This is a genomic window from Geodermatophilus sp. SYSU D01119, from assembly GCF_054049975.1.
The window spans coordinates 1-12940 of sequence record NZ_JBJGYL010000016.1 but is presented as its reverse complement, the minus strand read 5'-3'; the positions used below and the strand labels follow the sequence as shown (position 1 = coordinate 12940).

Sequence of the window (12940 nt, the reverse complement as noted above, 5' to 3'; positions counted from 1 at the left end):
TTCCACGTGGAACCGGGAGGGAATGAGCAGGTCAGGCGGACCGACGGGGGAGGATCGGAGGTGGTCGGTGGCGAACGCCGGAGGTGCGGGCACGGTGCCCGTCCCCGACCTGGGCAGTGCCTTCACCAACTCGCCCATGGGCGTCGCCCTCAGCACGCCCGACGGCCGGCTCCTCGCGGCGAACCACGCCCTCGGTGAGCTGCTGGGCCGGACGCCGGAGGAGCTGCGCGGGACGACGCTGTTCGACGTCACGCACCCCGAGGACGTCGCGGGCGCGGTGGCGACCTGCACCGGACTGCAGGAGAGCCGCGGCCGTGCCCGGCACGAGTGCCGGTTCCTGCGCCCCGACGGCACCCCGCTCCCCGTGCAGGTGACGACGTCGTGGGTGGACGGGCCGCCCGAGCACCTGGTGATGGTCGTCGAGGACGTCACCGACCGGAAGGCTCTGGAGGCGCGGCTGCTGCACCTGTCGGCGCACGACCCGCTCACCGGGCTGCCGAACCGGCTGCTGTTCCGCGACCGGCTGCGCCACGCGCTCGAGCGGGGGCACCGCGAGCACACGCCCACCTGCGTGCTGGTGCTGGACCTCGACGGGTTCAAGGCGGTCAACGACCGCTTCGGCCACCCGACCGGCGACGCGGTCCTCGTCGCCGTCGCGGCGAAGCTGACGTCGGTGCTGCGGGCCAGCGACACCGCGGCGCGGCTGGGCGGCGACGAGTTCGCCGTCGTCTGCGAGAACACCGAGCGCTCCGCCGCCGAGCACCTGGCCGACCGGCTGCGGGAGGTGCTGCCGGGCACGCTGACGCTGGGGACGACGACCGTCGACGTCGGCCTGAGCATCGGCGTCGGCTCGGTCGACGGCGGCGCCGATCCCGAACTCGCGCAGGAGGCGGTGGTCCGCGAGGCCGACACCGCGATGTACGAGGACAAGGCCCGCCGGCGCTGAGCCCGGCGCGTCAGGTGCGCGCGGCCGCCCAGCCGACGGTCGCGGGCAGGCGGGCGAAGACGGCGGTGAGCACCGGCAGGGGCAGCGCGAGGACGAGGAACACCGACACCCCGACGACGCCGCTGCTGTGGAGCGTGGTGGCCGCAACCACCAGCGTCAGGAACAGCACGACCACCGCCGCGAGCGCCGCGGCGAAGACGAACGTGGGGGAGTGCCGGTTGAGCAGCCGGACGCCGCCGGCGATGAGCGCGGCCCCGACGGGCAGGCCGAGCATGAGGACGACGCTCGGGCCGTCCTCCTCGCCGCCGAGCACCGCGATCGTGAAGACCAGCGCGACCAGGGCGGACAGCGCGCCGGTGACGATGCCCAGGACGCCCGCCGTGGTGGCCACACCCGGCCGCCCGGGACCGGCCGGCCAGACCGGCGTCGGCGGGACGCCCCAGCCGTAGCCCGGCGGCGGGCCGTAGCCGGGCGGGGGCCCGTAGGCGGGCTGGCCGTAGCCGGGCGGCGGGCCGTGGGGGACCGCCCCGGGCTGCGCTCCGTAGGGCTGCGCCCCGTAGGGCTGCGCCCCGTAGGGCTGGGTCCCGTAGGGCTGGGTCCCGTACTGCGGAGCCGCGCCGTACGGCTGCGCGGGCGCGCCGTACGGCTGACCGGCCGCGCCCGAGGACGGCGGGGATCCCGGCGGGACGGCGTCCCACTCCTGCTCGTACGGCTGGTCGGTCATGGCTCCAGTCTGGGGCCGCCGGGGGCCCGTGCCGCCGTCCGGGGGCGTGTCGCCCCCCGCAGGGGTCAGCCGCCCCAGCGGGCGAGCACGGCGGTGTAGGCCTGCGCCGCCTGCTCGAGCTCGGCGAGCTCCACGTACTCGTCGGCGGCGTGCATGACCGCCGGGGTGCCCGGCCCCCACACGACGACCGGGGCGCCGCCGACCACCTGGCCGAGCACCGAGGCGTCGGTGAAGTAGGTGGCCGGGGTGGGCAGCACCGGCGCGGGCAGCGTGGCCACCCACGGGTCGTCGGCCGGGGTGCCCACCGGCGGCAGGTCGACGCGCACCTCGACGTCGGCGGCCTCGGGCTGCTCCCGCCACCAGCGCAGCAGGTCCCCGCCGTCGGCGACGGTGCGCATGTCGACGACGACCTCGGCCCGGTCCGGGACGACGTTGGGCACGGTGCCGCCGCTGACGACGCCGGGGTTCCACGTCTCGGTGCCGAGGAAGGGGTCGGTGCGGAAGGGCAGGCCGGTGGCGGCCCGGCCCAGCAGCGCCGCGAGGTCGAGGACGGCGTTGTGCCCGCGCTCGGGCGTGCTGCCGTGCGCGGCCCGCCCGGCGGTGCGCACGGCGAGCCACAGCGCGCCCTTGTGCCCGAGCACCACCTGGTTGCCGGTGGCCTCGGGGACGACGACGGCGCCCACCGGCAGCTCGGCGACCGTGGCGGCCGCGGCGGCGGCGCCGCGCGAGCCGGTCTCCTCGTCGCTGGTGAGCAGCAGCGCGGCCGGCGTCTGCGGGTCGGCGGCCGCCAGGGCGAGCGCGGCCGCGACCACCCCGGCCTCCATGTCGCTGGCGCCGCGCCCCCACACCCGGCCGCCGTCGAGGTCGGCGCCGAAGGGGTCGCGGGTCCACGCGCCGGGGTCGGGCACCGGGACGGTGTCGACGTGGCAGGCGAGCAGGAGCACCGGCCGGCCGGGGTCGGCGGGGGTGCGCAGCAGCGTCCACGGCTGGTCGCGGTCCCGGCCCTCGGTCACCTGCAGGTGCGGCGCCCGCTCGCGCAGCACCTCGGTGAGCAGGCCGAGGAGGTCGCGCTGGGCGGCGGCGTCGCCGGAGACCGTGGGCCGGCGGACCAGCTCCCGCAGCAGCCCGGCCGCGTCGAGGGTCATGCGCCCAGCGCCGCGGACACGACGGCGCGCGCCTCCTCCTGCACGCGGGCCAGGTGCTCGGCGCCGCGGAAGGACTCGGCGTAGACCTTGTAGACGTCCTCGGTGCCCGACGGGCGGGCGGCGAACCAGGCGTTCTCGGTGACCACCTTGAGGCCGCCGATCGAGGCGCCGTTGCCGGGCGCCTCGGTGAGCTTCGCGGTGATCGGCTCGCCCGCGAGCTCGGTGGCGGTGACGTCGGAGGGCGACAGCTTCCCGAGCGCCGCCTTCTGCTCGCGGGAGGCGGGGGCGTCCACCCGGGCGTAGGCCGACTCCCCGTACCGGGACACCAGCTCGGCGTGCAGTTGCGACGGCGAGCTGCCGGTGACCGCCTGGATCTCGCTCGCCAGCAGCGCGAGCAGCAGGCCGTCCTTGTCGGTGGTCCACACCCCGCCGTCGCGGCGCAGGAACGACGCCCCGGCCGACTCCTCGCCGCCGAAGCCGACGCTGCCGTCGAGCAGGCCGGGCACGAACCACTTGAAGCCGACGGGCACCTCGACCAGCCGCCGGCCCAGGCCCCCCACCACCCGGTCGATGAGCGAGGAGGAGACCAGCGTCTTGCCCACGGCGACGTCGTCCCCCCACTGCGGGCGGTGGCTGAACAGGTAGGAGATGGCGACGGCGAGGAAGTGGTTGGGGTTCATCAGCCCGGCGTCGGGGGTGACGATGCCGTGCCGGTCGGCGTCGGCGTCGTTGCCGGTGGCCACCTGGTACTCCGAGCGCTTCCCGATGAGCGAGGCCATCGCCGACGGCGACGAGCAGTCCATCCGGATCTTGCCGTCCCAGTCGAGCGTCATGAACCGCCACGTGGGGTCGACCAGCGGGTTGACGACGGTGAGGTCGAGCCGGTGCCGCTCGGCGATCGCCGCCCAGTAGTCGACCGACGCCCCGCCCAGCGGGTCGGCGCCGATCCGCACGCCGGCCGAGCGGACGGCGTCGAGGTCGAGGACGGCGGGCAGGTCGTCGACGTAGCCGCCGAGGAAGTCGTGCCGCCCGGCGGCGGCGTGCGCCCGGGCGAAGGGGATCCGCCTGACGCCGTCGAGGCCGGCGGCGAGCAGCTCGTTGGCGCGGTCGGCGATGACCTTCGTGGCGTCGGTGTCGGCCGGGCCGCCCGAGGGCGGGTTGTACTTGAAGCCGCCGTCGCGGGGCGGGTTGTGCGACGGGGTGACGACGATGCCGTCGGCCAGCCCGCCGACCCGACCGCGGTTGGCGGTGAGGATCGCGTGGCTGACCGCCGGCGTCGGGGTGTAGCGACCGGCGGCGTCGACCAGGACCGTCACGTCGTTGGCGGCGAGCACCTCCAGCGCGCTGGCCCAGGCGGGCTCGGACAGCGCGTGGGTGTCGCGGCCGAGGAAGAGCGGCCCGTCGTACCCCTGCGCCGCCCGGTACTCGCAGATCGCCTGGGTGGTGGCCAGGATGTGCGCCTCGTTGAACGCGGTGTCGAACGAGGACCCGCGGTGCCCCGAGGTGCCGAACGACACCCGCTGCGCCGGCTCCGCCGGGTCGGGCACCAGCGTGTAGTAGGCGGTCACCAGCGAGGCGACGTCGACCAGGTCGGACGGGGCGGCGGGCTGGCCGGCGCGGGGATCGGTCACGGGCCCGATCCTGGCCGGTGCGCCGCCGCCCCCGCCAGGCGACGCCCTCCTCCCGGGTCAGGCCGCCGCCCGCGCACCCTCCCGGTGCTCGGCGGCTGGGTCAGCCCACGCGGGCCGTGCCGCGGCGGATCCGCAGGCCGTCGAGCAGCAGGCCCGCGGCCAGCGCGGCGCCGGCGCCCTCCCCGGCGCGCAGCCGGAGGTCCAGCAGCGGCTCCAGCCCGAGCGCCTGGAGCACGAGCTCGTGCCCGCGCTCGCGGCTGCGCTGCCCCGCCACCAGGCAGGCCTGCGCGGCGGGCTCGAGCAGGACGGCGGCCAGCGCGGCCACCGAGACGGCGAACCCGTCGAGGACCACCGGGGTGCCGGCTGCGGCGGCGCCGAGGACGACGCCGGCGAGGACCGCGAGCTCCGGGCCGCCGAGCTCGGCCAGGGCGCGCTCCGGCGCGAGCCCGCCGCCCGCCCGGCGCACCGCGTCCGCCACCACGGCGCGCTTGCGCTCGAGCACCGCGCTGTCGGCACCGGCGCCGAGGCCGGTGACCTCGGCGGGGTCGGCGCCGAGCAGGCCGGCGGCGAGCGCGGCGGCCACGGTCGTGTTGGCCACGCCCACCTCGCCGAGCGCGAGCAGGCCGTCGCGGGCGCCGAGGTCGCGCCCGGCGGTGAGCAGCCGGTCGACGTCGGCGGCGGTCAGGGCGGGCGCCGAGGCGAGGTCGCCGCGCGGGCCGGCCGGGCGGGCGTCCACCGCGCCGGGCAGCGGGCCGCCGTCCACCCCGGCGTCGACGACCACCGTCGTCAGACCGGCCGCGGCGGCCGCGGTGGCGCCCACCGAGGTGCCGGCCAGGGCGGCGCGGGCGACGTCGCGGGTGACGTGCCCGCCGTAGGCGGAGACGCCGAGCGCGGCGACCGGGTGGTCGGCGGCGGCGAGCACCAGCGTGCCGCCGGTCAGGTCCCCGCGGCCGAGCGCCACGAGGCGGTCGACCGCCCGGTCGAGGACGCCGAGAGAGCCGGGCGGGGTGAGCAGCCGGTCGGCCTCGTCGCGGGCACCGACGACGGCCTCGCGGCCGGGCGCGCGCAGGTGCGAGGGGGGCGCGGCGGGGCCGCCGTCGTCGGCGGGCCAGCGGTCCTCGACGACGACGGACTCCAACGGCAACCGCCGCGACCAGCCGGCGCGCTCCAGCCCGGGCGCGGGCGGGCGCTCGTCGGGCCAGCCGAGGCACAGCCAGCCGAGGGTGGCCACGCCGTCGGGCAGGCCGACCAGCCCGGCCAGCTCCTCGGGACGGAACAGCGTCACCCACCCCATGCCCAGGCCCTCGGCGCGCGCGGCCAGCCACAGGTTCTGGATGGCCGCCGCGCAGCTCCACAGGTCGGCGTCGGGGAAGGTGGCCCGGCCCAGCACGCCCGCCGCGGGCGTGCGCCGGTCGCAGCAGACGACGATCCCCAGCGGCGCCTCCCGGACGCCCTCGAGCTGGAGGTCGAGCAGCCGGCGGGCGGCGTCGGGCTCCATCCGGGCGGCCTGCCGCAGCCGCTCGCGGTCGGTGAGGACGGCGGCGCGGTCCCGGACGGCCGGGTCACGGACGACGACGAACCGCCACGGCTGGCTGTGCCCGACCGACGGCGCCGCGTGCCCGGCGGCCAGCACCCGGCGCAGGACGCCGTCGGGGACCGGGTCGGGCCGGTAGCGGCGGACGTCGCGGCGCGCGGCGACGACGGCGTAGAGGCCGCCGGCGTGCTCGGGCATCGCCCAGGCCGCCGGGTCGCCGGCCCGCTCGGCGGCGGAGGTGGCGTCGCCGATGAGCGGGACGGGCCGCGGATACGTCACGGGCGCTGCCTCCGCAGCCGGGCGGGGGCGCGGCGGGTCCAGGCCTCCTCGAGGAGGTCGGCGACGAGCGCCTCGTCGGCCGCGGCGAGGTCGACCTGCACGCCGTACAGGCGCTTCCCCCACCACAGCAGCGAGACCGCGCCGCCCTCGGCCGCGCGCGCCTCCGACTCCCCGAGCATGACGTTGAGGATGCCCGGTGCCCAGAGGGAGGCGAGCACGGCGGTCCCCAGCCGGAAGGACGGGCGGCCGTGGTGGTCGGCCTCGGTGACCTCCGGCAGGGCGAGGGCCAGCGCCCGGGCTTGCTCCTCGTTCACCGGTCCTCCGTCACGTCCGCGGTGCCCCGGCGTAGTCGCCGACGCTCCAGGCGTTGCCCTCGGGGTCGCGCACGCTGAACTCGCGGCCGCCGTGGCCCGGCTCGTGCAGCGGCCGGAGCACTTCGGCGCCGGCGGCCTCGACCCGCTTCCACACGGCCTCGACGTCGTCGGTGACGAGGTAGGCGCCCGTGCTGCCGGGGCGGACGGGCCAGCCGCCGCCGCCGTCGCCGTCGTCGCGGACGGAGCCGAGCATGACGCCGCCGCCGGGCGGCCAGGCGAGCTCGGCGTGGATGACGAGGTCTCCGTCGCGGACGACGAGGGTCTCGGTGAAGCCGAGGACGTCGACCAGCCAGCGGACGAGGGCGGGGGCGTCGGCGGCGCGGAAGGCGGGCCAGACGGTGGGCGGTGGTGTGGTCATGCGGCCGAGCCTGGCCCCTGGGCCGCGGCGGCGTCTTGGACGAATCCGAACTCCGCGGCCAGCCAGCGCATCGGGGACAGGCCGGTGAAGGCGCGCCACTCGCGGGTGAGGTGGGCCTGGTCGGCGTAGCCGGTGCGCGCGGCGAGCGCGGCGAGGCCCGGCCGTGGGGTGGCGGCCAGGGCCCGGCGGGCGCGGTCGAAGCGGACCACCCGGGCGGCCTCCTTCGGCGCGAGTCCCGTCTCGGCTCGGAAGCGGGCGGTCAGGTGCCGCTCGGACCAGCCGACCCGCCGGGCGACGTCGGCCACCCGCAGCCGCCCGCCTCCGGCGACGGTGAGCCGCCAGGCCTCGGCCACCTCGGGGGCGGGGTCGCCGTCGCCTGCCGTGCGCCGCAGCACCTCCTCGGCGGCGGCGAAGCGCTCCGGCCAGGTCCGGGCGGCGCGCACCCGCTCGACCAGCTCGGTGCCGCCCAGGACGTCGGCGAGGTCGACGTCGAGAGCGGCGAGCTCGCCCGCGGGGACGCCGAGCAGCCGGCGGGCGCCGAGCGGGGTCAGCGAGAGCTGGATGCCCGCCTGGCGCCCGGGGTGGCGGATCAGCGCCGGGGTGGTGTGCAGCCCGCCGAGCAGGGCGTCGTAGCGGCCGGGCGGCTGCGCCGGGTCGGGGTGGGCGGCGACGTCGAGCGGGTCGTCGAGGGTGACGACGAGCGTGAGGGTGGGGGAGGGGAGCCCGCGGTGGGTGCCCGGCGCCAGGTCCCGCTGCTCGTAGCCGACGGCGTCGGCGACCAGCCCGCGCAGCGCCGGGTGCGGCCGGTGCGGGACGAACGTGCTGGTCACACGGCCAGGATGGCACCGGCCGCCGACACCGGCCAGGCCCCGGCGGTGGGCACGTCCGCGGAGGTGCTCACCCGGCCGCGGCCGCGACCCGGCGGCGCTCAGACGCTCGAGGCGATGCCGGCGAGGAGACCGAGGCCGATGAAGCCCACGCCCACCCAGCCGAGGACGATCCCGGCGATCGCCATCCCGTCACCGCCTTCACCGCGCTCGCGGATCTGGCTGCGGGCGATGTAGCCGAAGACGAGGGCCAGGATGCTGCCGATCCAGTAGAGCCACAGGATCCCCAGGACCATCGACGCGACGGCGAGGCCGTTGGTGCGCCGCGGCGGGACGGGGTAGCCGTATCCGTACCCGTGGGGCGGGTACTGGCCGGGCCCGTACGCACCGGGCGGCGGCCCGTAGGCCGGCGGCGGCGTGCCCTGCTGACCGGCGCCGGACCCCGGCGCTCCCCACTGCGTCACGTGCGTCCTCTCCGTTCCGGAACCGACGCGATCCCGGTTCCGCTCCGCGCACGGTACGGATCCGCATCCCTCCGGGGCGGTTGCGCCACCCCGGAGGGGTCAGCCCTCGACGGCCTCCAGGAAGCGCCGGACCGTCTCCAGGAAGACCTCGGGCTGCTCGGAGTGCACCCAGTGGCCGGCGTTCTTCACCTTGACCAGCCGGGTCGAGGGGAACAGCGCGTCCATCCGCTCCCGGTCCTCGGGCAGCACGTAGTGGCTGTTCGCGCCGGCGATCCAGAGGACCGGGCCGTCGAAGGTGGCGCCCGGCGGGGGCTCGGGGAAGCCGCGCAGCTCGCCGAGGTCGCGCTCGAGGGTCTCCAGGTTGAGCCGCCACCGCCAGCGCCCCGAGCCCACGCCCTCCCGGACCAGGCTCTGCAGCAGGAACGAGCGCACCATCGTGCTCGGCACGGCCTCGCGCAGCGCCCGGTCGGCGTCCTCCCGGGTGCGCAGGGCGCCGAGGTCGACCGCGCGCATGGCGGCGATGTAGGCCTCGAACGGCGAGGCCTCCTCGTCGGGGTCGTCGGTGCGTCCGCCGGTGAGCGGGTACTCCACCGGGGCGATGTCGACGACGACCAGCCCGCGCAGCAGCTCCGGGCGGCGCAGCGCCAGCGTCATCGCCACCTTGCCGCCCATCGAGTGCCCGACCAGCGTCACCGGCTCCCCGTAGGAGGCCAGCTCGTCGGCCAGCAGCCCGGCCATGTCCGCGTAGTCGACCCGGTCGGTCCACGGCGAGTGCCCGTGGTTGGGCAGGTCGAGCAGGGTCACCCGGTGCCCGCCGGCCAGGCCCTTGGCGATCGTCGTCCAGTTCTTGCCCTGGCCGAACAGGCCGTGGACGAACACCACGCGCGGGCCGGCCTCGCCGACGGTGCGCCCGGCGAGCCGCTCGTCGGAGGTCGCGTCGGCGGTCACCCGGCGATTCCACCAGATCCGCGGGCGACGGCGACCTACCGTGCCGGGGACGACGGGGGAGGTCCCAGCATGCCCGGACGGCGTCGCGCCGCCACGACCACGACGCGCCGGACGACCAGGCGCCGGACGACGGCCCGGAAGCCAGCGGTGCCCGACCTGCCCACCGCGGGTCCGGGCGAGCGGGTGTGGGTGCTCGCCGTGCCGTTCCGCGCCCCCGCGCCGGGCGCCGTCTGGCACCCCGGCCTGCAGGCACACGTGTGGGTGGGCGCGCGGCTGCCCGCGGCGCTGGCGCCCTACGACCCGCCGCCGTACACCCTCGAGCGCTACCTGGAGGACGAGCTCAACGAGGAGCCGCGCCCGCTCCCCGAGGGCCGGCCGATGGTCCCGCGCGAGGAGCAGTGCAGCGGCGCGGAGGCCGTCGTCGCCTCGGCCGCGGCCGGGCACCGGGTGTTCCTGCTCGGCGACGACCCCGGCGTCGGCAAGACCGGCACCGCCGTCCTCGCGGCGCGGGAGATCTGCGAGATGCGCGGCGGCGAGCGGGTGCTCGTCGTCGCCGACCGCCCGGCGGCCATCACCATCCCGCACTGGACCCGGTCGATCGCCGGCTTCGGCGACGGCGGCCTGCGCTGGTGCGTCACCACGTGGGACCGGCTGGCGAAGGTCGCGGGACTCGAGTTCGACGTCGTCATCGCCGACGAGGCGCACATGGTCCGGCACACGACGACGCGGCGCTGGAAGTACTGGAAGGCGGTCTCCGGCGGCGGCCGCGCCAAGGACGTCCCGTTCGTCGTCGCGGCGACGGCCACGCCGGCGCACACGCCCCTGGAGCTGCCCTACCTGGCGCCGCAGTTCGCGCTGGTCCACGGGGAGCCGCTGCGCGCCTGGGCGGACCTGCCCGCCAAGCTCGCCGAGCACGGGTTCCACGTGGAACGCGGCCGCTACGGCTGGGCGTGGACCGAGGACGCCGACGCCCGCCGCACCGACCTCGCCCGGCTGCAGGGCTGGCTGGCCGGCGGGGACGACCCGGCCGACCCGCCCGCGACCCTGCACCGCCCGGCGCCGTGGGGCCCGGTGTCGGTGACCGGGACGCCGGTCGCCCTCACCCCGGCCGAGCAGGCCGCCTACGAGTCGGAGTGGCAGGAGTTCCGCGCCGAGATGCAGCTGGCGCGGCGGGCCCGGCAGAGCGCCCGCGGCCGCGCCGCGCTGCTGCGGTTCCGGCAGAAGGCGGGGCTGATCCGCGCGCAGGCGACCGTCGACTGGGTGCGCGCCCAGGTGGAGGCCGAGCGGCAGGTGGCGGTGTCGGTGGAGTTCGTCGAGACGGCGGCCGACCCGATCCGCGAGGCGCTGCTGGACTCCGGCGTCGCCGTCGCCTCCATCTACGGCCGCGACCGGTTCGACGTCGAGGCCGAGCGGCTGCGCTTCCAGACCGGGCAGGCGCCGGTCTGCGTGTTCACCGTGACCGCCTCCATCAGCCTGCACGCCGGTGAGCTGCTGCCCGGCGGCACGACGGCGTCGCCGACCCCGCGCGTGGGCCTGTTCCACCAGCCGCGGTTCTCCGGCATCCAGGCCCGCCAGGTCACCGGCCGCACCCACCGCGACGGGCAGGTCAGCCCGTGGCGGGTGGCCTACGCGGAGGGGACGGTCGAGGAGCAGGTGGCGCGGGTGATGGTCGAGCGGCTGGCGGTCACCGGGTCGACGGCGGGCGCGGACACCTCGGCGCTGCAGGAGATCGCCGAGCTCCTCGACGCCGACTGGCTGCCGCCCGCCGCCTTCACCGAGGGCTGAGCGCCGGGTCAGCGGCGGGGGAGCGCCCGGCCGTCGGGGAGGGTGCGCCCGGCCAGCAGCGCGACGAGCGAGCCGCCGTCGGCCCGGACGGGCTCGCCGCTGCCCCAGGACCAGCCGGTGTCCGGAGCCTCCAGCCGCACGCCGGTCAGGTCGACGCCGAACCAGGCGCCCTCGACGGCGGTGACCGCGTCGAGGACGGCGGCCACGGCGTCGTCCGGGGCGACCGGCGGCCGCCCGAGCGCGACGGTGACGTCGAGGGAGTGGACGACGGCGTGGCTCAGGGCGCCGGTCGCGCCACCGCCCGGCGGCTGCCAGCCGTGCAGGGCCGGTGAGCGCAGCGCGGCCAGCAGCTCGGCGGCGGGCAGGGCGGCGTCGCGGGCCGCCACGGTGTCGGACAGGACGCCGAAGTCGCCGCGCGCGGCCGCCATCTCGGCGCCGAACTGCTCGGGCGACAGCCGCGCCGGCATCGTCACGTGCGCCACCAGGTGCCGGACCTGCCAGCCCGCGCACAGCGTCGGGTCGTCCCAGGTGGCGGGATCGGCGTCCAGCACGCCGGCCAGGCCCTCGTACGTCCGTCCCACCCAGGCCGCCACCTGGCGCGCGTTCCCGTCGGTCATCGCTCCTCCTCCGTCCGCCCGGTCCCGGGCGCCGGCATGCAGACGCCTGCCGGCGCCGGAACTCATCGGCACGGCCTCCACCGCCATGCGACCGTGACCGCCGTGCCGGGACGCCGGGTCGACGCCGAGACGCTCGCGCGGGACCTCGCGGCCGCCGTGTCGGCGGGAGGGGCCCGCGGGCGGACACTGGTCGCCATCGACGGGCCCGACGCGGCCGGGAAGACGACGCTGGCCGACCGGCTCGCCGAGCGCCTCCCGGTGCCGGCGCTGCGGGCCTCCGTCGACGGCTTCGCGCACCCGGCCTCCGTGCGCCGGCGGCGCGGCAGCCTGTCCGCGGAGGGCTACTACCGGGACTCGACCGACACCGGCGCCCTGACCGATCGCCTGCTGGCGCCGTTCGCGGGCGGGGCCGCCACCGTCGACGCCGCCGTCCGCGACGCCCGCACCGACGAGCCGAGGCGGATGACGGCTGCCGTGCCGGCGGACTGCGTGCTGGTCGTCGACGGTGTGTTCCTGCTCCGCCCCGAGCTCTGCCGCTGGTGGACGCTCGCCTTGTACCTGCACGTCTCCGAGGAGGTGACGCTCGCGCGGGCCCTCCGCCGCGACGTCGCCCTGTTCGGCTCGACGGAGGCCGTCGGGCAGCGCTACCGGACCCGCTACCTGCCCGGGCAGGCGCTGTACCGGGCCGAGGCGCGGCCGGCCGGGTCCGCGCACGTGGTGGTGGACAACGACGACCCGGCCGCCCCGGTGGTCCTGCGCTGGGCGCCCCCGGCCGCCGACCGGACGCCCGCGCGCCACCCGGACGACGTCTCCGGCCACTAGCCTGCCGCCCGTGATCACGGTCGCCGTCGTCGGTGTCACCCTGCTCGCCGCCCTCGCCGTGTTCCAGCTCGCGCTGGTCGGCGGGGCGCCGCTGGGGCGCTTCGCCTGGGGCGGGCAGCACGTGGTCCTGCCGCCGCGGCTCCGCGCGGGCAGCCTGGTGTCGATCGGGATCTACGCCGCCGTCGCGCTGCTCCTGCTGCAGGCGGCCGGCGCGCTCGACCTCCTGCCGGGCGGCGTGGTCGACGTCGCCCTGTGGGTGCTGACCGGCTACTTCGCGCTCGGGGTGGCCCTCAACGCGATCTCGCGCAGCCGCCCGGAGCGGCTGGTGATGACGCCGGTCGCGCTCGCCCTCGCGGTGGTCTGCCTGCTGCTCGCCCTGGGGGGGGGGGGGGGGGGGGGGGGGGGGGGGGGGGGGGGGGGGGGGGGGGGGGGGGGGGGGGGGGGGGGGGGGGGGGGGGGGGGGGGCGCGCGGCGGGCCGCGCGGCG

The 12940-nt window shown here is 77.9% G+C and carries 14 protein-coding genes; 4 read left to right on the top strand and 10 right to left on the bottom strand.

The features are described from left to right. Positions 1-94 precede the first annotated feature (94 nt). A complete protein-coding gene (locus tag ACI79X_RS13665; protein ID WP_457025950.1) occupies positions 95-946 on the top strand; it encodes a diguanylate cyclase domain-containing protein in 852 nt (283 codons plus the stop codon). 10 nt (positions 947-956) lie between these two features. Here ACI79X_RS13665 and ACI79X_RS13660 read toward each other — a convergent pair whose 3' ends face one another. The 9 genes from ACI79X_RS13660 to ACI79X_RS13620 all read right to left on the bottom strand — a co-directional run bounded on the left by ACI79X_RS13660 (position 957) and on the right by ACI79X_RS13620 (position 9230). Continuing rightward, on the bottom strand, positions 957-1670 hold the full coding sequence (locus ACI79X_RS13660; protein ID WP_457025949.1) for a hypothetical protein: 714 nt from the start codon (positions 1668-1670) through the stop codon (positions 957-959). Positions 1671-1735: 65 nt separating this feature from the next. Beyond that, entirely contained in the window at positions 1736-2815 is a 1080-nt protein-coding gene (locus tag ACI79X_RS13655; protein WP_457025948.1) for a M20 family metallopeptidase, read from the bottom strand. After that, positions 2812-4446: a phosphoglucomutase (alpha-D-glucose-1,6-bisphosphate-dependent) gene (gene pgm, locus ACI79X_RS13650; RefSeq protein WP_457025947.1), complete on the bottom strand. Its 1635-nt coding sequence runs from the start codon at positions 4444-4446 to the stop codon at positions 2812-2814. The genes ACI79X_RS13655 and pgm overlap by 4 nt, the downstream gene beginning before the upstream one ends. 100 nt (positions 4447-4546) lie before the next feature. Then, complete coding sequence (gene bluB / locus ACI79X_RS13645; protein ID WP_457025946.1) at positions 4547-6259, bottom strand: 5,6-dimethylbenzimidazole synthase; 1713 nt, start codon at positions 6257-6259, stop codon at positions 4547-4549. Continuing rightward, on the bottom strand, positions 6256-6573 hold the full coding sequence (locus ACI79X_RS13640; RefSeq protein ID WP_457025945.1) for a hypothetical protein: 318 nt from the start codon (positions 6571-6573) through the stop codon (positions 6256-6258). Before ACI79X_RS13640 ends, bluB begins: the two co-directional genes overlap by 4 nt. Before the next feature lie 10 nt (positions 6574-6583). Next, entirely contained in the window at positions 6584-6991 is a 408-nt protein-coding gene (locus tag ACI79X_RS13635) for a VOC family protein (protein ID WP_457025944.1), read from the bottom strand. After that, positions 6988-7821, bottom strand: coding sequence for a helix-turn-helix domain-containing protein (locus ACI79X_RS13630; protein WP_457025943.1), 834 nt, complete (start codon positions 7819-7821; stop codon positions 6988-6990). The genes ACI79X_RS13635 and ACI79X_RS13630 overlap by 4 nt, the downstream gene beginning before the upstream one ends. Positions 7822-7919: 98 nt before the next feature. After that, positions 7920-8282: a DUF4190 domain-containing protein gene (locus ACI79X_RS13625; protein WP_457025942.1), complete on the bottom strand. Its 363-nt coding sequence runs from the start codon at positions 8280-8282 to the stop codon at positions 7920-7922. Between the two features lie 99 nt (positions 8283-8381). After that, the gene (locus tag ACI79X_RS13620) at positions 8382-9230 is read right to left on the bottom strand and encodes an alpha/beta fold hydrolase (RefSeq protein WP_457025941.1); all 849 of its coding nucleotides are present in this window, start codon (positions 9228-9230) and stop codon (positions 8382-8384) included. A 147-nt stretch (positions 9231-9377) separates the two neighbouring features. Here ACI79X_RS13620 and ACI79X_RS13615 point away from each other — a divergent pair, with 147 nt between their 5' ends. Then, a complete protein-coding gene (locus ACI79X_RS13615; RefSeq protein WP_457025940.1) occupies positions 9378-11015 on the top strand; it encodes a helicase in 1638 nt (545 codons plus the stop codon). Between the two features lie 8 nt (positions 11016-11023). On the opposite strand, the gene ACI79X_RS13610 is transcribed toward ACI79X_RS13615, so the two are convergent. Continuing rightward, positions 11024-11632 (bottom strand): maleylpyruvate isomerase family mycothiol-dependent enzyme, encoded by a 609-nt coding sequence (locus ACI79X_RS13610; protein ID WP_457025939.1) that lies wholly within the window; start codon positions 11630-11632, stop codon positions 11024-11026. 102 nt (positions 11633-11734) lie between these two features. On the opposite strand from ACI79X_RS13610, the gene ACI79X_RS13605 reads away from it, so the two are divergent. Next, a complete protein-coding gene (locus tag ACI79X_RS13605; protein ID WP_457025938.1) occupies positions 11735-12454 on the top strand; it encodes a hypothetical protein in 720 nt (239 codons plus the stop codon). Between the two features lie 10 nt (positions 12455-12464). Next, positions 12465-12940 (top strand): hypothetical protein (locus tag ACI79X_RS13600; RefSeq protein WP_457025937.1); only part of this gene is annotated, 476 nt, incomplete at its 3' end.

What these genes read in the sequence shown, in the direction of transcription:
- ACI79X_RS13660 (WP_457025949.1), bottom strand. Translation starts at nt 1,670, where the DNA reads ATGACCGACCAGCCGTACGAGCAGGAGTGGGACGCCGTCCCGCCGGGA.
- ACI79X_RS13655 (WP_457025948.1), bottom strand. Translation starts at nt 2,815, where the DNA reads ATGACCCTCGACGCGGCCGGGCTGCTGCGGGAGCTGGTCCGCCGGCCC.
- ACI79X_RS13635 (WP_457025944.1), bottom strand. Translation starts at nt 6,991, where the DNA reads ATGACCACACCACCGCCCACCGTCTGGCCCGCCTTCCGCGCCGCCGAC.
- ACI79X_RS13610 (WP_457025939.1), bottom strand. Translation starts at nt 11,632, where the DNA reads ATGACCGACGGGAACGCGCGCCAGGTGGCGGCCTGGGTGGGACGGACG.